At 62.4% G+C, this 17416-nt stretch carries 16 protein-coding genes, 1 pseudogene and 1 riboswitch; of the genes and pseudogenes, 13 read left to right on the top strand and 4 right to left on the bottom strand.

From position 1 onward, the window contains the following. Nucleotides 1-29: 29 nt before the first annotated feature. Nucleotides 30-1052 carry a LacI family DNA-binding transcriptional regulator gene (locus tag NKI66_RS23245; RefSeq protein WP_352753108.1) on the bottom strand — a complete coding sequence of 341 codons (1023 nt, stop codon included), beginning with the start codon at nucleotides 1050-1052 and terminating at the stop codon, nucleotides 30-32. Between the two features lie 362 nt (nucleotides 1053-1414). Here NKI66_RS23245 and NKI66_RS23240 point away from each other — a divergent pair, with 362 nt between their 5' ends. The 5 genes and pseudogenes from NKI66_RS23240 to NKI66_RS23220 form a co-directional block, all read left to right on the top strand. Continuing rightward, nucleotides 1415-2770, top strand: a complete 1356-nt coding sequence (locus NKI66_RS23240) for an ABC transporter substrate-binding protein (RefSeq protein WP_352753106.1) — start codon at nucleotides 1415-1417, stop codon at nucleotides 2768-2770. A 228-nt stretch (nucleotides 2771-2998) separates the two neighbouring features. Continuing rightward, nucleotides 2999-4012 carry a carbohydrate ABC transporter permease gene (locus NKI66_RS23235; protein ID WP_352753104.1) on the top strand — a complete coding sequence of 338 codons (1014 nt, stop codon included), beginning with the start codon at nucleotides 2999-3001 and terminating at the stop codon, nucleotides 4010-4012. Between the two features lies 1 nt (nucleotide 4013). Beyond that, nucleotides 4014-5168 (top strand): carbohydrate ABC transporter permease, encoded by a 1155-nt coding sequence (locus NKI66_RS23230; protein WP_352753102.1) that lies wholly within the window; start codon nucleotides 4014-4016, stop codon nucleotides 5166-5168. 4 nt (nucleotides 5169-5172) lie between these two features. Then, entirely contained in the window at nucleotides 5173-6837 is a 1665-nt protein-coding gene (bglA, locus tag NKI66_RS23225) for a beta-galactosidase BglA (RefSeq protein WP_352672759.1), read from the top strand. Between the two features lie 24 nt (nucleotides 6838-6861). After that, nucleotides 6862-7971: pseudogene (locus NKI66_RS23220) on the top strand (ABC transporter ATP-binding protein); the annotation flags it as partial. 80 nt (nucleotides 7972-8051) lie between these two features. Here the strand turns inward: NKI66_RS23220 and NKI66_RS23215 are convergent. The 3 genes from NKI66_RS23215 to NKI66_RS23205 all read right to left on the bottom strand — a co-directional run bounded on the left by NKI66_RS23215 (nucleotide 8052) and on the right by NKI66_RS23205 (nucleotide 8827). Next, nucleotides 8052-8288 carry a DUF680 domain-containing protein gene (locus NKI66_RS23215; protein ID WP_023813652.1) on the bottom strand — a complete coding sequence of 79 codons (237 nt, stop codon included), beginning with the start codon at nucleotides 8286-8288 and terminating at the stop codon, nucleotides 8052-8054. Between the two features lie 69 nt (nucleotides 8289-8357). After that, nucleotides 8358-8558 (bottom strand): DUF680 domain-containing protein, encoded by a 201-nt coding sequence (locus NKI66_RS23210; RefSeq protein ID WP_023813653.1) that lies wholly within the window; start codon nucleotides 8556-8558, stop codon nucleotides 8358-8360. Between the two features lie 71 nt (nucleotides 8559-8629). Further along, nucleotides 8630-8827 (bottom strand): DUF680 domain-containing protein, encoded by a 198-nt coding sequence (locus tag NKI66_RS23205; protein WP_013528268.1) that lies wholly within the window; start codon nucleotides 8825-8827, stop codon nucleotides 8630-8632. Nucleotides 8828-9334: 507 nt separating this feature from the next. Beyond that, nucleotides 9335-9536: riboswitch (cobalamin riboswitch) on the top strand. A gap of 115 nt (nucleotides 9537-9651) precedes the next feature. On the opposite strand from NKI66_RS23205, the gene NKI66_RS23200 reads away from it, so the two are divergent. The 8 genes from NKI66_RS23200 (at nucleotide 9652) to NKI66_RS23165 (ending at nucleotide 17390) form a co-directional block, all read left to right on the top strand. Beyond that, entirely contained in the window at nucleotides 9652-10899 is a 1248-nt protein-coding gene (locus NKI66_RS23200) for an aromatic ring-hydroxylating oxygenase subunit alpha (RefSeq protein ID WP_023813654.1), read from the top strand. Nucleotides 10900-10924: 25 nt separating this feature from the next. Continuing rightward, nucleotides 10925-12025: an FAD-binding oxidoreductase gene (locus NKI66_RS23195; RefSeq protein WP_023813655.1), complete on the top strand. Its 1101-nt coding sequence runs from the start codon at nucleotides 10925-10927 to the stop codon at nucleotides 12023-12025. Nucleotides 12026-12154: 129 nt separating this feature from the next. Beyond that, nucleotides 12155-12586: a PqqD family protein gene (locus tag NKI66_RS23190; RefSeq protein WP_023813656.1), complete on the top strand. Its 432-nt coding sequence runs from the start codon at nucleotides 12155-12157 to the stop codon at nucleotides 12584-12586. Nucleotides 12587-12634: 48 nt separating this feature from the next. Next, nucleotides 12635-13684 (top strand): hypothetical protein, encoded by a 1050-nt coding sequence (locus NKI66_RS23185; protein ID WP_023813657.1) that lies wholly within the window; start codon nucleotides 12635-12637, stop codon nucleotides 13682-13684. A 14-nt stretch (nucleotides 13685-13698) separates the two neighbouring features. Continuing rightward, nucleotides 13699-14433 carry a glycosyltransferase family 2 protein gene (locus NKI66_RS23180; protein WP_081734970.1) on the top strand — a complete coding sequence of 245 codons (735 nt, stop codon included), beginning with the start codon at nucleotides 13699-13701 and terminating at the stop codon, nucleotides 14431-14433. A 55-nt stretch (nucleotides 14434-14488) separates the two neighbouring features. Beyond that, nucleotides 14489-15241 (top strand): glycosyltransferase family 2 protein, encoded by a 753-nt coding sequence (locus NKI66_RS23175; protein ID WP_023813659.1) that lies wholly within the window; start codon nucleotides 14489-14491, stop codon nucleotides 15239-15241. Further along, nucleotides 15241-15918: a glycosyltransferase family 2 protein gene (locus NKI66_RS23170; RefSeq protein ID WP_023813660.1), complete on the top strand. Its 678-nt coding sequence runs from the start codon at nucleotides 15241-15243 to the stop codon at nucleotides 15916-15918. The genes NKI66_RS23175 and NKI66_RS23170 overlap by 1 nt, the downstream gene beginning before the upstream one ends. Next, nucleotides 15915-17390, top strand: coding sequence for a nucleotidyltransferase family protein (locus NKI66_RS23165; RefSeq protein WP_023813661.1), 1476 nt, complete (start codon nucleotides 15915-15917; stop codon nucleotides 17388-17390). Before NKI66_RS23170 ends, NKI66_RS23165 begins: the two co-directional genes overlap by 4 nt. The last annotated feature ends 26 nt before the right edge of the window (nucleotides 17391-17416 follow it).

The raw sequence follows: 17416 nt of genomic DNA, 5'->3' as shown, positions 1-17416 counted from the left end.
CGGCGCTTGCAGCGCTTCGGGAGACAGTTCTAAACAGGCGCCCCCGCCACCGATCCCCTAACCACCAGGTCGACCGGCCAGACCTCGCCGCGGGCGCCCTCCTCCAGTCCTGAAATTCGTGCCGCCAGCCGCTCGGCGACACGGGCGCCGGCGAGACGGATCGATGAACGCGTCGTTGACAGCGGCACCGAAAAATTCTCCGGCCTCAGCCAGGGGAAGACATCGTCATGGGCGATCAGCGACACGTCGCCCGGAATGCTCAGGCCGAGGTCGCGCACCGCACGCACGACGCCCAGCGCCATGATCAGGCTGGAGCAGGCGATCGCCGTCGGCGCGTCGCCTTCTTCCAGCAAACGCCTGGTGGCGCGATAGCCGTTCTCCTCGGTCATATCGGCCGAGCAGACATGGCGTTCGCTCAATGACAGTCCGCTCGCGGCGAGCGCCCGGCGCACGCCGCGTTCTCGATGGATAGCGAAGGTCTCGCGGTCGTCACCGTTGATCAGCGCCAGCCGCCGATGACCGAGCTGGATCAGCAGCCTGGCCGCTTCGTGGAAGGCGCCCTCATTGTCGATGTCGGTAAAAGCATAGTCGAAGTCGAAGCCCTCACTGCGGCCATGGACGATGAAGGGAATGCCGAGCGTGTTGACCAGCGCCACGCGCCGGTCAGCGGGCCTTGGAGAGGAGATATAAACAGCGTCGACCTGCCGGTTGGCGACGATGCGCCGGTAGGTCGTCTCCTGGTCGTCGGCGTCGGCCGGCGACAGCACAAGGTCAAGCTCGTGCGAGCGGGCGTAGTCACCAAGGCCGGACAGGAACTCGACGAAATGCGGATCGATGTCGACGGACGCACCGGTCGGCAGGACATAGCCGATCATGCCGGTCTTACCGGTCGCCAGCCGGCGCGCGCTCGGATTGGGACGATAGCCATGGCGCTTGGCGGCATCCATGACACGCCTGCGCGTCTCCTCGTTGACCTCGGGATAGCCGTTCAGCGCACGGCTTACCGTCGTTTGCGAAAGTGCCAGCATATGGGCGAGCTGCTTGAGGTTCACGAAAGGTCTCCATTCCCTCAAAGCGCTTTTAAATTGAATCGACCCAAGTGCCAGCGGGGCCGAGCCATACCAAGCCGAACCATAGACGCGGTTCGGGCGTGTTTGAAACAAAAACTGCTGCTGCATCGCCATAATAGTATGTTGCAGCGCACTTTTAGGGTGCAAATGCGCGAACCTAAATCGATTAATCCGCCGGCCTCTTGACTTCCTGGCAATTCGATGGCGTGATCGAAAAAGCCAAAGCGCTTTGGAAGACTCTTCGAAAGGTTGCGGTTCCTTTCCGACTGAGTCACAGTCCTGCGGCGTCGGCGGGCGGAATGGAGGTTCCGTCCGGTGTGTGAGACCCACTGGGAGGAATACCGATGAAGAAAATGCTTTTGCTGGGTGCTGCGTTTGCCACGTTCGCCCTGAACGCGCCCGCGCAGGCCGAACTGAAGTTCAAGCCCGGCGAAGACAAGCGCATCAACTGGGCGAACTACGAAGAGCTCAAGAAAGTCGACCTCAAGGGTGAGACGCTGTCGATCTTCGGACCGTGGCGCGGCGAGGACGAAGGCCTGGTGCGCGGCGTTCTCGACTATTTCTCGGAAGCCACCGGCGTCGAGATCAAATACTCCTCCTCAGAGAATTACGAGCAACAGATCGTCATCGACACGCAGGCCGGCAGCCCGCCGAACATCGCCGTGCTGCCGCAGCCGGGCCTCATTCAGGACCTGGCGTCGAAGGGCCTTTTGACGCCGCTCGGTGACGACACCGCCAAATGGGTCAAGGACAATTACGGTGCCGGCCAGTCATGGGTCGATCTCGGCACCTTCAAGGACAAGGACGGCAAGCCGGGCTTCTTCGCCTTCCCTTACAAGGCCGATGTGAAGTCGCTGGTCTGGTATTCGCCGGATAATTTCGAGGAAGCCGGCTACAAGGTGCCGAAGACGCAGGAAGAACTCGCCGATCTCGAAAAGAAGATCATCGCCGATGGCGGCAAGCCGTGGTGCATCGGCCTCGGCTCCGGCGGCGCCACCGGCTGGCCGGCGACCGACTGGGTCGAAGACCTGATGCTGCGCACCCAGCCTCCGGAGGTCTACGACAAATGGGTGAAGAACGAGATCCCGTTCAACGACCCCGCGGTGGTCAACGCCATCGACATTTTCGGCAAGATCGCGACCGACGACAAGATGGTCGACGGCGGCGCCAAGGCGGTTGCGGCGACCGATTTCCGCGACAGCCCGAAGGGCCTCTTTTCGGTGCCGCCGAAATGCTACCTGCACCACCAGGCATCGTTCATCCCGACCTTCTTCCCGGAGGGCACCAAGGTCGGCCAGGACGCGGACTTCTTCTACTTCCCGCCCTATGCCTCCAAGCCAGAACTGGGCACGCCGGTGCTCGGCGCCGGTACGCTGGCGATGATCACCAAGGACAGCAAGAGCGCGCGCGCATTCATCGAATTCCTGAAGATGCCGCTCGCCCACGAGATCTGGATGGCCGAAGGCGGCTTCGTGACGCCGCTCAAGTCGGTCAACAAGGATGCCTATGCCAGCGACGCGCTGAAGAAGCAGGGCGAAATCCTCGCCAATGCCTCGACTTTCCGCTTCGACGGTTCCGACCTGATGCCGGGCAAGATCGGCGCCGGCGCCTTCTGGACCGGCATGATCGACCTGGTCGGCGGCAAGTCGGCGCAGGACGTCGCCACCGACATCCAGAAGAGCTGGGACGCGATCAAGTAGCGGCCGGCACGTAAGCGACCAACCATTCTCGCACTTGATCCGGGCCGTACTGGCCCGGATCCGACGGCGGCCCGTGCCGCAGCCTTTCGTCATGAGCGCATTGACATGAAGCGCGATCGGCAATGTGCGCAAGCCGCCGATGACGCGCTCCAAACAACTGAATCGGCGCCTGGTCCCCGTCACCCAAGGTCATTCCTTGTCGGATCATGCGCAGGGGGAGAGGGACCCATGGCGGCTCAGATTTTCTCGGCCATATTCGTCATCATCGTCGGGGTCGGCGGTTGCGTCGCCTATTTCTGGGGCGCCAACAGGCTGGTCGACCTGATATTCCCGTCACGCGGCGTCGCCGGTGCCGCGGCCATCGACAATCTGCGCCGGCAAGGGCTGGTCCGGCCATGGCTGTTCGTCGGTCCGGCGATGATCATCCTCACCATTTACCTGATCTATCCGGTGGTCGAGACGCTGCGGCTGTCGTTCCTCGATCGCAGCGGCATCAATTTCGTCGGCCTGGCGAACTATGAATGGGCGTTCGGCGATCGCGAGTTCCGCAACTCGATCCTCAACAACATCATCTGGCTGGCGGTGGTGCCGGCCGCCTGCACCTTCCTTGGGCTGATCATCGCCGTGCTCACCGACAAGATCTGGTGGGGCACGATCGCCAAGAGCCTGATCTTCCTGCCGCTGGCGATCTCCTTCGTCGGCGCCAGCGTGATCTGGAAATTCATCTACGAGTATCGGGGCGACGGCCAGACGCAGATCGGGATCCTCAACGCCATCATCCAGCATTTCGGCGGCCAGCCGCAAGTCTGGATATCGCTGCCGTTCTGGAACAATTTCTTCCTGATGATCATCCTGATCTGGATCCAGACCGGCTTTGCCATGGTCATCCTGTCTTCCGCCCTGCGCGGCATTCCCGAAGAAACGCTGGAAGCCGCCGTCATCGACGGCGCCAATCCGTTCCAGATCTTCTGGAAGATCATGGTGCCGCAGATCTGGGGCACCATCGCCGTGGTCTGGACCACGATCACCATTCTGGTGCTCAAAGTGTTCGACATCGTGCTGACCATGACCAACGGTCAGTGGAACAGCCAGGTGCTGGCCAATCTGATGTTCGACTGGATGTTCCGCGGGGGCGGCGATTTCGGCCGCGGCGCCACCATCGCCATCATCATCATGATCGCGGTCATTCCGATCATGGTCTGGAACATCCGCCAGGCGAACAAAGAGACGGGAGGACATTGAGATGGCCGTCGCGACCGGAAATTCCTTCGCCAGCCGCTTTGGCGTCCACATCGCCGTGCTCATCTTCGTCGCGATCTGGACCATACCGACGCTCGGCATCCTGGTCTCGTCGCTGCGCGACAAGAACCAGATCATCGCCTCGGGCTGGTGGAACTCGTTCGCCAGTTCCACGCAGACGGAAGCCGGCCGGCTGCCGCCCGCCTCGGCGCAGGTCGAGAAAGACGGCAAGTTCCTCCTCGAGGGCAATATCTTCGGCGACGGCGCCAAGCGCGACATCAGCGCCTTCGGCGTCAAATCGGCGGCACCGACGCAATATCCCGCCGGCACCACAGCCGATCTCGGTGACGGCGTGACCTTGCAACTCAATGCCGACGGCAGCTTCGTCATGCAGTCCCCGAAAGCGTTCGAAGGCGATCGCGGCCAGCGTGTCTATTATGCTTCGTCGGCGCCGCCGAAATTCACCACCGACAACTACAGAACCGTGCTGTTCTCCGAAGGCATCGGACGGTCATTCATGAATTCTCTGACCGTCACTATCCCAGCGACAATCATCCCGATCCTGATCGCCGCCTTTGCCGCCTATGCGCTGGCCTGGATGCGGTTTCCCGGCCGGGCGCTGCTGATCGCGGTCATCATCGGCCTGCTGGTGGTGCCATTGCAGATGTCGCTAATCCCGCTTTTGAAACTTTACAACGGCGTCGGCTCGTTCTTCGGCATGCCGTCGAAGACCTATCTCGGCATCTGGCTGGCGCATACCGGCTTCGGCCTGCCCTTCGCCATCTACCTGCTGCGCAGCTACATTGCCGGCCTGCCGCGCGAAATCATGGAATCGGCGCGCATCGACGGCGCCAGCGATTTCGAGATCTTCGTCAAGATCGTCTTGCCGCTGTCGTTCCCGGTGCTGGCTTCGTTTGCCATCTTCCAGTTCCTGTGGGTATGGAACGATCTGCTGGTGGCGATGGTTTTCCTCGGTACAGAGGCAGACCAGATCGTGCTGACCGCTAAGCTCAACGCGCTGTTGGGCTCGCGCGGCGGCGACTGGGAGATTCTGACGACATCGGCTTTCGTGACCATAATCGTGCCGCTGATCGTGTTCTTCTCGCTGCAGCGCTATTTTGTCCGCGGGCTGCTTGCCGGCTCGGTGAAAGGAGGCTGAGACGATGCAATCCGCTTTGAAGGCCAGCTCGAAGCCTGACCTCGCCATTGATCGCGACTGGTGGCGGGGCGCGGTGATCTACCAGATCTATCCGCGCAGCTATCAGGACTCGAATGGCGACGGCATCGGTGATCTCAAGGGCATCATAGGCCGCCTCCCCTACATCGCCGCACTCGGCGCGGATGCCATCTGGATTTCGCCGTTCTTCAAGTCGCCTATGAAGGATTTCGGCTATGACGTATCGGATTACTGCGATGTCGATCCGATGTTCGGCACGCTGGCCGATTTCGACGCGCTGACCGGCGAGGCGCACAGGCTGGGCTTGAAGGTGATGATCGACGAGGTGCTGTCGCACACCGCCGACAACCACCCATGGTTCAAGGAAAGCCGGTCGAGCCGCAGCAACCCGAAAGCCGACTGGTACGTCTGGGCAGACGCCAGGCCGGACGGCACGCCGCCCAACAACTGGCTGTCGATCTTCGGCGGCTCGGCCTGGCAATGGGACACCAGCCGCCAGCAATATTACATGCACAATTTCCTGGCCGAACAGCCCGACCTCAACTTCCACAACCACGAAGTCCAGGACGCATTGCTCGACGTCACCCGCTTCTGGCTGGAGCGCGGCGTCGATGGTTTCCGGCTCGACACCATCAATTTCTACTTCCACAGCCAGGGCCTGGAAAACAATCCGCCGCTGCCGCCGGAAGAGCGCAACGACCAGACCGCGCCGGCGGTCAACCCCTACAACTACCAGGACCATCTCTACGACAAGAGCCGGCCCGAGAACCTCGGCTTCCTCGAACGGTTCCGTGCCCTGCTTGATGAATATCCGGCAACCGCAGCGGTCGGCGAGGTCGGCGATTCGCAGCGCGGGCTTGAAGTGGTTGCCGCCTACACCGCCGGCGGCAAGCGCGTGCACATGTGCTACTCCTTCGATTTCCTGGCGCCGGAAAAGATCAGCGCGGGCAAGGTTCGCTCGGTGCTGGAATCCTTCGGCAAGGTCGCCAGCGACGGCTGGTCGTGCTGGGCCTTTTCCAACCATGACGTGATGCGCCCGGCCTCGCGCTGGGCGGCCAATGAGGCCGACCCGACCGCCTACCTCAAGGTCATCTCGGCGCTGCTGATGTCCCTGCGCGGTTCGGTCTGCATCTATCAGGGCGAGGAGCTTGGGCTCGGTGAAGCAGAGCTGCGGTTCGAGGATTTGCAGGATCCCTACGGCATCCGCTTCTGGCCGGAATTCAAGGGCCGCGACGGCTGCCGCACACCGATGGTGTGGGATGGCGGCGCCAAGAATGGCGGCTTCTCCCCAGCAAAGCCCTGGCTGCCGGTGCCGGCCAAGCATCTAGCGCAAGCGGTCAATGTCCAACAGGGCGACGAGGCTTCGCTGCTTGAGCACTACCGGCGCTTTCTCACCTTCCGGCGTGCCCATCCGGCGCTCGCCAAGGGCGACATCAATTTCATCGAAAGTGAGGGCGACACCGTCGCCTTCATACGCCGCGCGGGCAATGAGCAGATCGTCTGCATCTTCAATCTGGGAGCCCGGCCGGCCAAGGTTGACCTTGGCGGCCGATCGCTGCAACCTCTGCCCGGGCACGGATTTTCGGGGCAGGCGAACAGCGGTTCCATCGAGCTTGGCGGCTACGGCGCCTGGTTCGGGCGTCTCGACTGAATTTCCAATCACTGGAGGAAACCAATGGCCGATGTCACGCTAAGACAAGTGAAGAAGTCCTACGGCAATCTGAACATTCTCCACGGCATCGACCTCAATATTAAGTCGGGCGAGTTCATCGTCTTCGTCGGCCCGTCGGGCTGCGGCAAGTCGACATTGCTGAGATCGATCGCCGGGCTCGAGGAAATCACCTCCGGCGAGCTTAGAATAGCCGGCGAAGTGGTGAACGACGTGCCGCCGTCGAAGCGCGGCATCGCCATGGTGTTCCAGTCCTACGCGCTCTACCCGCACATGACCGTCTACGACAACATGGCGTTCTCGATGAAGATCGGCAAAGAGAACAAGGCCGAGATCGACCGCCGTGTGCGTCAGGCCGCCGAGATCCTGCAATTGACCAAATATCTCGACCGCCTGCCCAAGGCGATGTCAGGCGGCCAGCGCCAGCGCGTCGCCATCGGCCGCGCCATCGTGCGCAATCCGAAGGTGTTCCTGTTCGACGAGCCGCTTTCGAACCTCGACGCCGCGCTGCGCGTCGCCACCCGCATCGAAATTGCCAAGCTCAAGGAATCGATGCCCAACACGACCATGATCTACGTCACCCACGATCAGGTCGAGGCGATGACGCTTGCCGACCGCATCGTGGTGCTCAAGGACGGCCATATCGAGCAGGTCGGCACGCCGATGGATCTCTACAAGAAGCCCGGCAATCTGTTCGTTGCCCAGTTCATTGGCTCGCCGGCCATGAACATCCTGCCCGCGACCATCGAAAAGACCGGCAATCCGACCGTCGTCAGCCATGTCGGCGGACGCAAGGCAACCGTGCCGATCGCAACGCCTGCTTCGGCGAAGGGTGCTGCGGTGAGCTTTGGCGTGCGGCCGGAGGACCTGATCATCGCCAGCGGCGCGGACTATCTGTTCGAGGGGACGGTCGACTATCTCGAGCAGCTCGGCGAGGTTCAGCTGGTCTATGTCGACATCGGTCGCGCCGACCTGCCGCTGGTGACCAAGCTGCCCGGCAATGTCGAGGTCAAGCGTGGTTCGACGTTGCGGCTGAGCGCCAATGGCGAGCACCTGAATATCTGCCCCGCTCCGGGCGGTGGGTTGGCCCTTCATCCGGATTACCCCACGGCGGCCTTCGCCAGGCCCGGGGGTGGCCCCAAAAACGCGCGGGGGGCTCGCCCCGCCCCTCTTTTGTAGAAGATCAGCTTCGGCTGTTAACGGCCGAAGAGATTCCGGTCGCTGCCCTGAGGGGCGGACTTCTCCACGTCGCCCGACGAATTGAGCAGCTTCTCGACGAGGCCACCGCTGTTGCGGACCGAGCTCGTATGCGCGCTGTCAACCGAAGTAACCGCAGGCTGATTGGCGCCATTGGAGCCAAAGTTGTCGCTGCCGGCGAACGCGCTGCCGGTGATGGCCAGAACGGCGGCGGCAGCAATAAGGATCTTGTTCATTTTAATCTCCTGAATTCTGGATTTCGCCAGGACGGCAGACACAGCTGCCGTCGCTTGCGAAATTGGCTGTTAGCGACCGAAGAGGTTACGGTCGCTGCCCTGAGCGGGCGTCTGGGCAGCCGGTTCCGAGGTCTTGGTGGAAGCCGTGTACGACTGGTCCACTGCGGCGGCAGGCTGGTTAGAGCCGTTCGAACCGTAGTTGTCGCTGCCGGCGAAAGCGCTGCCGGAGATGGCCAGAACGGCGGCGGCAGCAATGAGGATCTTGTTCATCTTAAATACTCCTGAATGTCTGAATTTCGCCAGGGCGGCGGGCGAGCCCGCCGTCGACTGGGAATCGGCTGTTAGTTGTTGCCGAAGAGGTTGCGGTCAGCACCCTGGGCAGGCGCCTGAGCAGCCGGTTCCGACTTCTTGGTCGAAGCGGTGTACGAGCTGTCGACAGCAGTGGCTGCCGCGGCGTTCGAACCGTAGTGGTCGCTACCAGCGAAGGCGCTGCCGGAAATGGCCAGAAGGGCTGCGGCAGTGAGAATGATCTTTTTCATTTTTGTACTCCAGTATCGTCTTTTTCCGTCCGTCTAGCGGCGTGTCTTGGAAATGAAATCGCGTCGTTCGGACAGCCCCGATGTGGGAGGGCAACCCCGCCTTTTCCAATCACGAAGTTGTTCCGTGTGGACCATGAATCCACACCTTGAAATTGTGCCAAGGGAATCTACGGGTATATTTTTCTTCTTTAAATCAGCATGTTAAGTGTAACCGCTGGATGGATCACTGACTGTTTCAGAGGCCCAGCGTTCACACCGTCCTGCACGCACCGTCAACAGAAACGAACCGTTCGGTTCGATTTTAGATCGAGCTAATAGTCACTTTTCGAAACCGTTAACCTTTTTTGACCCCGCCAAGGGGTCCGATTCGGGGATATCGCAGCCGGCAAAATGGTCATCCGGGAGGTGGATTTCAGCCCGCGACGGTCTGCGGGAACGTTCGCAGGCCGTGTCGCGCCGCATGGATACGATGTCGTTTTCATGCCGACGGCGCGCCCCCGATCGTGGTTAGATCATACCATCTCAGGTGCCGCTTCGTGACGACGAGGCGGAGAATTGGGAAGCCGGTCAGAATCCGGCGCTGCCCCCGCAACGGTGGTGGAGTTCAAGTCGCAACGGGAGACCACTGGGCAACTGCCTGGGAAGGTGTCGCGATGGTCCGCAAGGACAACTCCAGAGCCCGGAAACCAGCCCGAGATTGTTAGACTCGACTGATCGCGGTGGGCGGTCAAGAGGTGGATAGCGCATGTCTGGCACCTAGCCGGCCTGCGTTTCAATCCTTCCTCCATCACCACCAGTTCAGTCCTTAGAAACGAGGACAGGACATGGATACCCGCAACGACATGCTGAGGCTCCTGAAGGGGCGCCGGCAAGGCTTTTCGCTGGAGCAGCCCTTCTACACCGATCCGGACTACTTCAAGCTCGACATGGAGCTGATCTGGTATCGCGACTGGCTGTTCATCGGCCATGATTGCGAACTGCCGAAGCCGGGCAGCTACATCACCGTGCAGATCGGCGACTATCCGGTGGTCCTTGTCCGCGACCAGCACGGCAAGATCAACGCCTTCCACAATTCCTGCCGCCATCGCGGCAGCCGTGTATGCAACACGGAGAAGGGCACGGCGGCAAAGCTCGTCTGCCCCTATCACCAGTGGACCTATGAGCTGGACGGCCGCCTGCTGTTTGCCCGCCAGATGGCCGACGGTTTCGACAAGAGTGATTTCAGCCTGAAGCCGGTCGCCTGCGAGAGCGTCGGCGGCTACATCTTCATCTGTCTGGCCAAGGAGCCGGCGGATTTCGCGCCGATGCGGGCGATGATCGAACCCTATCTTTTGCCGCACCGGTTGCGTGAAGCAAAGATCGCCTTCGAGAGCACGATCGTCGAGAAGGGCAACTGGAAGCTGGTCTGGGAAAACAACCGCGAGTGCTATCACTGCGCCGCCAATCATCCTGAGCTGTGCAAGACCTTCCCCGAGGCTCCGACCGTGACCGGCGTCAACGGCGCCGACAGCGACCCTGAAATGGTCGCGCACTGGGCCAAATGCGAGGCATCAGGCCTGCCGAGCAAATTCCGCATCGATCCGGCAGGGCAGTACCGCGCCACCCGCGCGCCGCTGCTGCGCGATGCCGTCAGCTACACCATGACGGGAAAACGGGCGGTCCAGAAGAACCTGTCCGACAGCGTTTCAACCGACCGCATCGGCTCCTTGCTGCTTTATCATTATCCGACAACCTGGAACCATATCCTCGGCGACCATGCCGTCACCTTCCGCGTGCTGCCGATCAGTGCCACGGAAACCGCGGTGACGACAAAATGGCTCGTCCACAAGGATGCGGTCGAAGGCGTCGACTACGATCTCGCTGAGCTCACCCATGTCTGGACCGAGACCAACGACCAGGACCGTCGCATCGTCGAGGAAAACGCCTTCGGCATCTTGTCGCCGGCCTACGAACCAGGCCCCTATTCGGAGCTGCATGAGGGCGGCGTGATCCAGTTCGTCGAGTGGTACGCGTCGTTCATCGGACCGCGCCTTGCAGAAGGCGACCGGCCGGCCCTGCGCAGCGTCGCCTAGCCCAGGGGACAAGAGGATGAATGCGATGACGGACCTTGGCCTCTATCGCCATCTCGACCAGATGACGCCCTGGAACGACAGGCTGCAGGTGCTGGAAGTGATCGGCGTCAGTGACGAAGCGCCTGACGTGAAGACCTTCACCTTCCGCTCCGACAACCAGACCTGGTTCCGCTACAAACCGGGCCAGTTCGTGACGCTGGAATTGCCGACATCGGACGGGCCGCTGATGCGCACCTACACGCTGTCGTCCTCGCCGTCGCGGCCGTTCTCGATCGCGGTGACGGTCAAGGCGCAGGCGGGCAGCACCGGTACGCGCTGGATGTTCGACCATCTGACGCCCGGTTCGCACGTCAAGGCCTATGGGCCGACCGGCGACTTCTCGCTGCACAGCCACCCGGCGGCCAAATATCTGTTCATTTCGGCCGGCTCCGGCGTGACGCCGATGATGTCGATGCTGCGCTGGCTGAACGACTGCGCGCCATGGACCGATGTCGGCTTCGTCAACTGCGCGCGCCGCCCGGAAGAGATCATTTTCCGCAAGGAACTCGAGCTGCTCGGCAGCCGCATGCCCGGCCTGTCGCTCGGCTTCATGATCGAGGAGCGGTCGAGCCGCGAGGGCTGGTTCGGCCATATGGGCCGCATCGACGCGATCCGGCTGCCATTGCTGGCGCCCGATTTCCGCGAGCGCGAGATCTTCTGCTGCGGCCCCGATCCCTTCATGCGCGCCGTGCGCGGCATGCTGGAAGCCGCCGGCTTCGACATGGCGAAATACCATCAGGAAAGCTTCGCGGCGCCTGCCGTGGAGGAGATCCCGGCGCCGTTCTCGCCGCCGGCGGAAGACGGCGCCGCTGCTGCAGTCGAGGCCGTGACACCAATCCGGTTCTCGCTTTCCGATGTCGATGCCGAATGCGTCGCCGGCCAGACCGTGCTGCAGACGGCACGCGCCTCTGGGGTGCGGATTCCCGCCGCCTGCGAGTTCGGCCTGTGCGGCACCTGCAAGGTGAGGAAGGTCGCGGGCGACGTCGAGATGAGTCACAATGGCGGCATCCTCGATCACGAAATCGAGGACGGCTTTATCCTCGCCTGTTGCTCGAAGCCGCTTTCGGCGCTTGAAATCGAAGCGTGACCGGCTGCGCTCGCCCGGAGCCTGCGCCATCTTGCCAAAAACCCTGCAAATGGTTAGACGCCTGCAACGGTGGGGTTGACCGTAAGGCCCGAAGATCATCTCCGCGGCCTGCTCGGCGGGGGAGCAAATATGCGACAATCCGGCATCTATGCCATTGCCAGCAAGGATATCGTCTTTGAATCCTTCGACGGCGAAGCCGTCGTTCTTGACCTGACCACGGGCAAATATTTCGGCTTTTCTGATTCAGGCAGCAGGCTTTGGGATGCACTGTCGTCCGGCGTGCCTGCCTCCGAACTGGTCGGCGCCGCGACCGGAATTGGCGCCCTCGATGCCGCCGCGATTGACGGCTTTGTTTCACAATTGCTCGAATTCGGCTTGCTGGCGGCCGTAACCGATGGCGTGGCAAGACCGGTTTCCAGCGAATTTCTGGCTCAGCTCGCCGCTGCCAGAGAGCCCCTCAAGGTCGATATCCATGATGATCTCGCCGATCTCATCGTCGTCGATCCCATCCACGAGGTCGAGGAGCCCCTCGGCTGGCCGGCGGTAAAGCAGGCCAACTGAGCCGCCCACTAGGTTCTCGCTGCCGGACAGCTCCGGAACAGGCAAATCATGCCGAAAGTCACTCTCGAAAACCTGGCTGACTACGCACGTCATGTCCTGGCACAAGCGGAGAGCAGCGCCGCGCATTATCCACTGACTTGCAAGGTGGGCTTGCCGCATCTGGATCTGACCGCGCATGTGAGTGCCGGCGCGTTGGCGGATGCCTTCGCTCATGGCTTTGTCACGGCTCCGGGCAGCCGAACGCCTGCCGACATCTGCCGCATCTTCGTCGCGCATCCCGGCATTGACGGCATCGCGGTACCGGCCAGTTGGGGCCAGGGACCCTTCACGCAGCATGGCTTCGCCACCCAACTGGCGGAAGCAGGATTGCGCGGCAACCATTTCCACGATCTCGATTTCTGGCAGTTCTATGATCCGCAACGTCGCGTTGGCGTGCAATTGATGGCCTCGGCCGATGTCTTTCCACCGTGGGAGCCGGGAGCGCCGCTGCGCCCCTTCCTCCATTGGGAATATGCGGCACGTGGCATGCGGCTGGCCCATGCGGGGACGCTCGGCACCAATGGCAAGGGCGTGCTGTTGGCCGGCGCGGGCGGCGCCGGGAAATCCGGGACCGTCGCCGCCGGCCTTCTCCACGGGTTGGACAGCGTCGGCGACGACTATGTGCTGGTCGACCTCTCCAACGGCGTGACTGCCCGCCCGTTGTTTTCAACGCTCAAGCAGGATCCCCAGGGGTTCGCGCGGCTTGGGCTGAAGCACCGGCTGAAGGCCCATGGTCCGCTCAACTGGCAAGGCAAGCATACTTTTCACATTGATGACATCGCGCCTCGGCCGGTGCCCGAAACTCTGGACATCGTTGCGCTGGTGGTGCCACATATCGGCGGAGGCGAGGCAAGTTCAATCGTGCCGGTGTCGCGCAGGGATGCCATGATTGCCTTGGCGCCGTCCGGCATAGCGCAGATGCCGGGCGAGCGGGAGAGCGGCTTTCGCTTCTTCAGCGACCTGACCCGCCTGCTGCCGTGCTATCGTCTGTCGCTGGGGACGCAGCCTCAGGAGATAGCCGGCACGATTGCGGACTTTCTCGCGCGGGGCGATTCGTGAAACTGAGCGTGATAATGCCCGTCTACAACCGTGAGCGCTATGTCGTTTCGGCATTGCGCTCGCTGGTGCGGCAGCGGGACGCCGCCGATCTCGATATCATCGTCATCGACGACGGCTCGACCGACGGCTCTACTGAGGCCGTGCGCTCGATGATGCGCGAAAACCCCTGCATCCGACTGTTCCAGCAATCCAACATGGGCGTAGCCAGGGCGCGCAACGCCGGGCTGCGGCAACTGCCGCCGGATGCGGAGTTCGTGTCATTCCTGGATTCGGACGACATCTCGCTGGCCGGACGGTTCAAGGCCGATCTCGCCCGCTTCGAGGCTACTCCCGGGCTTGAGCTGACCTATTCGCTGATGACGCTGGTCGACCGGATCGACGATGAGCAGCTGAAACCGGCAGTCGACAGCCGCACGATGACGCTTCGGGGAATTTCGCTGAGCGCCGCCGTGTTCAGCAGAGGGCTTGTCCGCCGGACGGGCGAGTTCGATGAGGATTTCGAGCAGGCTGAGGATACCGACTATCTGCTGCGCGTTTTCGAGGCGGGACCGAACTACGAATTGTTGGACGCGGTCGCGATCTACTACCGACGCCACGCCGGAAATGTCACCAAGGAGCATAGCGGCAGGGTCCGCAACCATTTGCGTGCAATCCACAAGTCGATGCGGCGGCGCAAGGCCGATCCGTCACGGCGTGAGGTCCAGGGCATCTTCGAATTGAAGAGTCCCGCCGATTGGCGAATGCTATGATGCTCGACACAATCGGGTCGGATCAGCCAAGCCCGGAACGCTGCTGGAGACGCCAATGAGGCTGAGCGTCATCATGCCGGTCTACAATCGCGAACAGTTCGTTGGCCTGGCGCTGCGCTCGCTGCTCAGGCAGCGCGAAGACATCGATCTCGACATCATCGTCATCGACGATGGGTCGACCGATGGCTCTGCGGCCGTCGTGCGGTCGTTGATCGACGACGCCCCGTGCATTCGTCTTTTCCAGCAGGTCAATGGCGGGGTCACCAAGGCGCGCAATGCCGGGCTGAAGCAGTTGCTGCCGCAGACCGGCCTGGTGTCGTTTCTCGATTCGGACGACATCTCCCCGACAGGGCGCTTCAAGGCGGATCTCGCCTGCTTCGAAGAGGATCCGGGCCTCGACCTGACCTATTCGCGCATGACGCTGATAGACAAGATAGATGGAGAGACGCTGGAACCGGCCGCCGACAGCCACTCCATAACCGTGCGAGGGATCCACCTGTCCGCCGGGATCTTTGCGCGAGACCTCATCGAGCGCACCGGTGGTTTCGACGAGGATTTCAAACAGGCCGAGGACACCGACTATCTGTTGCGTATCTTTGAGAGCCAGGCAAAATACGTTATGCCCGATACGGTGGCTCTCTATTACAGGCGTCATCCCGGCAACATGACCAAGGAAGCCGATGTGCCCTTTCGCGAGTTCATGCGCGCCATTCACAAGTCGATGAAGCGTCGCAAGGCCGATCCCAGCTTGCGCCGGGTGGAGGGGATCTTCGACTTCAAGGATCTCGCGCAGTGGCGGTTCCTTTGATGGCAGGCTACGGCGTCGTCATTCCGGCTTTCAACGCGGCCGCCACCATAGGCGCGGCCCTGAACTCCGTTCTGGCCCAGACGGCAAAGGCGGAGGCCATCGTCGTGGTCGATGACGGTTCAACCGACGATACGGCTGCGGTGATCGATGCGATGAACCTGCCGGTGACGGTGCTGCGACAGGACAATGCCGGACCTGGCAGCGCAACGACCCGTGGCATTGCGGCACTCTCGACGCCGCTCATCGCGACGCTCGATGCCGACGATTTGTGGCTGCCGGACAAGGTCGAAAAGCAGCTGGCCTATCTCGGCCGTCATCCCGGGACAGCGGGCGTCTTTACGCATTGGCGGACGTTTCGCGGCGACAGCCCCGATTTGCCCGATGCGACCAGTGAAGCTGGCTGGTCGCGCACGACGATGATGATCCGCCAGGAGGTGGTGCCACGCATCGGTCCCATCATCGACCCACCAGGCGGTCGCGGCGAGATGATCGACTGGATCGCCCGGGTTCGTGAGGCAGGCCTTGCCCTTGCCATGCTCGACGACGTGCTTGCATTGCGCCGCATCCGTCCGGGCAGCCTTTCCTACGGCCGCGATCCGGCACGCGACCGGGGCTATCTCCAGGTCGCAAGGCTCGCCATGCAGCGGCGCGCCCGGAACAAGGCAGGCTCCAATTGAACGCCAGGCCCGTTCGCCGCATCGGCCGCCGCTTCCCGGACTATGGCTGGTCGTGGCCCACCGGCCAGCTGGACCTGTTGCTAAAGGCGGCGCTGCTCTCCGACGAGGACGCAGCCGCTGCCTGCGCCGCGCGCTGGCTGGACGAGAACGACATCGATCTCGTCTCGTTTCGAGAACATCGCCTGCTCGCCGCCATCTCCGACAGGTTCGGCAGGAAGCTGGCCGGGCATACCGCGCATCCGCGCCTCGTCGGCCTGCAGAAGATGCTGTGGACGAAGTCGCGCATGGCGATGCGCGAGGCCGAACCGGCGCTGAAGGCGATGGCAGACGGCGGCGCCGACATCATGCTGATCAAGGGCGCCAGCCGCATTGCCTTGAACGCGTCGGCGCAGCGTGGCCGGGTGGCGCACGACATCGATATACTGGTGCGCCCGCGCGACATGGCTGCCGTCTTCGACATCTTGCGCGACCGCGACTGGCAGATCGCCTCGGGCGTCAGCGCGCAATATCTGCGAACCCGGTTGGCGTCGCTGCGGTCGATGAACTTCTTCAAGGGCCGTTTCGGTGACATCGACCTGCACCAGCTCGGCTATGACGGGTCGCAGACGAGCGCGGAAGACGACCTGGCGATCTGGCAACGGGCGGTCCCAGCCGAATTCAGCGGCGTCGCGGTCTTCGTGCCGTCGCCGGCCGATCGCATGGCCCTGGCCATCGCCCATGGCGGCCTCGACGCCCACACCCACAGCGACTGGCTTGTCGACTGCGCGGTCGCCATCCATGGCGAAGAGGTCGATTGGGACATGTTCCTCGACATCGTCGGCAGACGCGGCTTGGCGGTTCCAGCGGCGGTGGCGCTATCCTATCTGGCGTTCGAGATCGGCATTCCGGTGCCGGAATCGACAATGGTCAGAATCTTGGAGATGGCCGACGGAGCTGGCTTGTCGCGTTGGTCGTCGGTTCTGCAAGCCAAGCCGCGCACGGATTTCGGCGGCCTGGTCTGGCTGTCGCGCGGGCTTGCCAAGCAGTTGCGCCTGAAGCGGAAGAAGGGCCGGTTGCAACAGGAGCCACCCGCCAAACCTTGGCGCGGCAGACCGGCCGCGCGCAAGCCGCAAGCAGCATCGGCGCCTCTGATGTTTTCGCAGGCCATCGCCTGTCCGCAAACCACCGGCGACATGATGCTCGATATCACCGTCAGGATCGGCGTTCCGCCGGTCCGGCGCCGCATCGAAATGGAGATCAATGACGGTGGCGAGCATATCGCTCGCCTGCGCGCCATGGCCATCAGCCGATCCGGCAGGGAACGCGTGCTGCATTTTCGCGGCAAGGTGATGCTCGACGGCGCGCGAGCTGCCTGGACGCTAGAGGCGCGACCGTCGCGGCAGTTTCGTGAATGGAACGACGCGGCCACGGTGGCTGCTTATGGCGCCTTACCCTTCGAGCTGCTGTCGGCGGATTTCTCGCCGGTTGGCTAACGGCGAATCCGACGAACCTTTCTCGA

The organism is Mesorhizobium sp. M0518, assembly GCF_040321125.1.
GTDB lineage: Bacteria > Pseudomonadota > Alphaproteobacteria > Rhizobiales > Rhizobiaceae > Mesorhizobium.
The sequence above is the reverse complement of the archived record's forward strand: the minus strand, read 5'-3'. Positions and strand labels throughout refer to the sequence as shown.

What these genes read in the sequence shown, in the direction of transcription:
- NKI66_RS23215 (WP_023813652.1), bottom strand. Translation starts at nt 8,288, where the DNA reads ATGAACAAGATCCTTATTGCTGCCGCCGCCGTTCTGGCCATCACCGGC.
- NKI66_RS23170 (WP_023813660.1), top strand. Translation starts at nt 15,241, where the DNA reads ATGGCAGGCTACGGCGTCGTCATTCCGGCTTTCAACGCGGCCGCCACC.
- NKI66_RS23240 (WP_352753106.1), top strand. Translation starts at nt 1,415, where the DNA reads ATGAAGAAAATGCTTTTGCTGGGTGCTGCGTTTGCCACGTTCGCCCTG.
- NKI66_RS23200 (WP_023813654.1), top strand. Translation starts at nt 9,652, where the DNA reads ATGGATACCCGCAACGACATGCTGAGGCTCCTGAAGGGGCGCCGGCAA.
- NKI66_RS23185 (WP_023813657.1), top strand. Translation starts at nt 12,635, where the DNA reads ATGCCGAAAGTCACTCTCGAAAACCTGGCTGACTACGCACGTCATGTC.
- NKI66_RS23205 (WP_013528268.1), bottom strand. Translation starts at nt 8,827, where the DNA reads ATGAAAAAGATCATTCTCACTGCCGCAGCCCTTCTGGCCATTTCCGGC.
- NKI66_RS23190 (WP_023813656.1), top strand. Translation starts at nt 12,155, where the DNA reads ATGCGACAATCCGGCATCTATGCCATTGCCAGCAAGGATATCGTCTTT.
- NKI66_RS23230 (WP_352753102.1), top strand. Translation starts at nt 4,014, where the DNA reads ATGGCCGTCGCGACCGGAAATTCCTTCGCCAGCCGCTTTGGCGTCCAC.
- NKI66_RS23210 (WP_023813653.1), bottom strand. Translation starts at nt 8,558, where the DNA reads ATGAACAAGATCCTCATTGCTGCCGCCGCCGTTCTGGCCATCTCCGGC.
- bglA (WP_352672759.1), top strand. Translation starts at nt 5,173, where the DNA reads ATGCAATCCGCTTTGAAGGCCAGCTCGAAGCCTGACCTCGCCATTGAT.
- NKI66_RS23195 (WP_023813655.1), top strand. Translation starts at nt 10,925, where the DNA reads ATGACGGACCTTGGCCTCTATCGCCATCTCGACCAGATGACGCCCTGG.
- NKI66_RS23180 (WP_081734970.1), top strand. Translation starts at nt 13,699, where the DNA reads ATGCCCGTCTACAACCGTGAGCGCTATGTCGTTTCGGCATTGCGCTCG.
- NKI66_RS23235 (WP_352753104.1), top strand. Translation starts at nt 2,999, where the DNA reads ATGGCGGCTCAGATTTTCTCGGCCATATTCGTCATCATCGTCGGGGTC.
- NKI66_RS23175 (WP_023813659.1), top strand. Translation starts at nt 14,489, where the DNA reads ATGAGGCTGAGCGTCATCATGCCGGTCTACAATCGCGAACAGTTCGTT.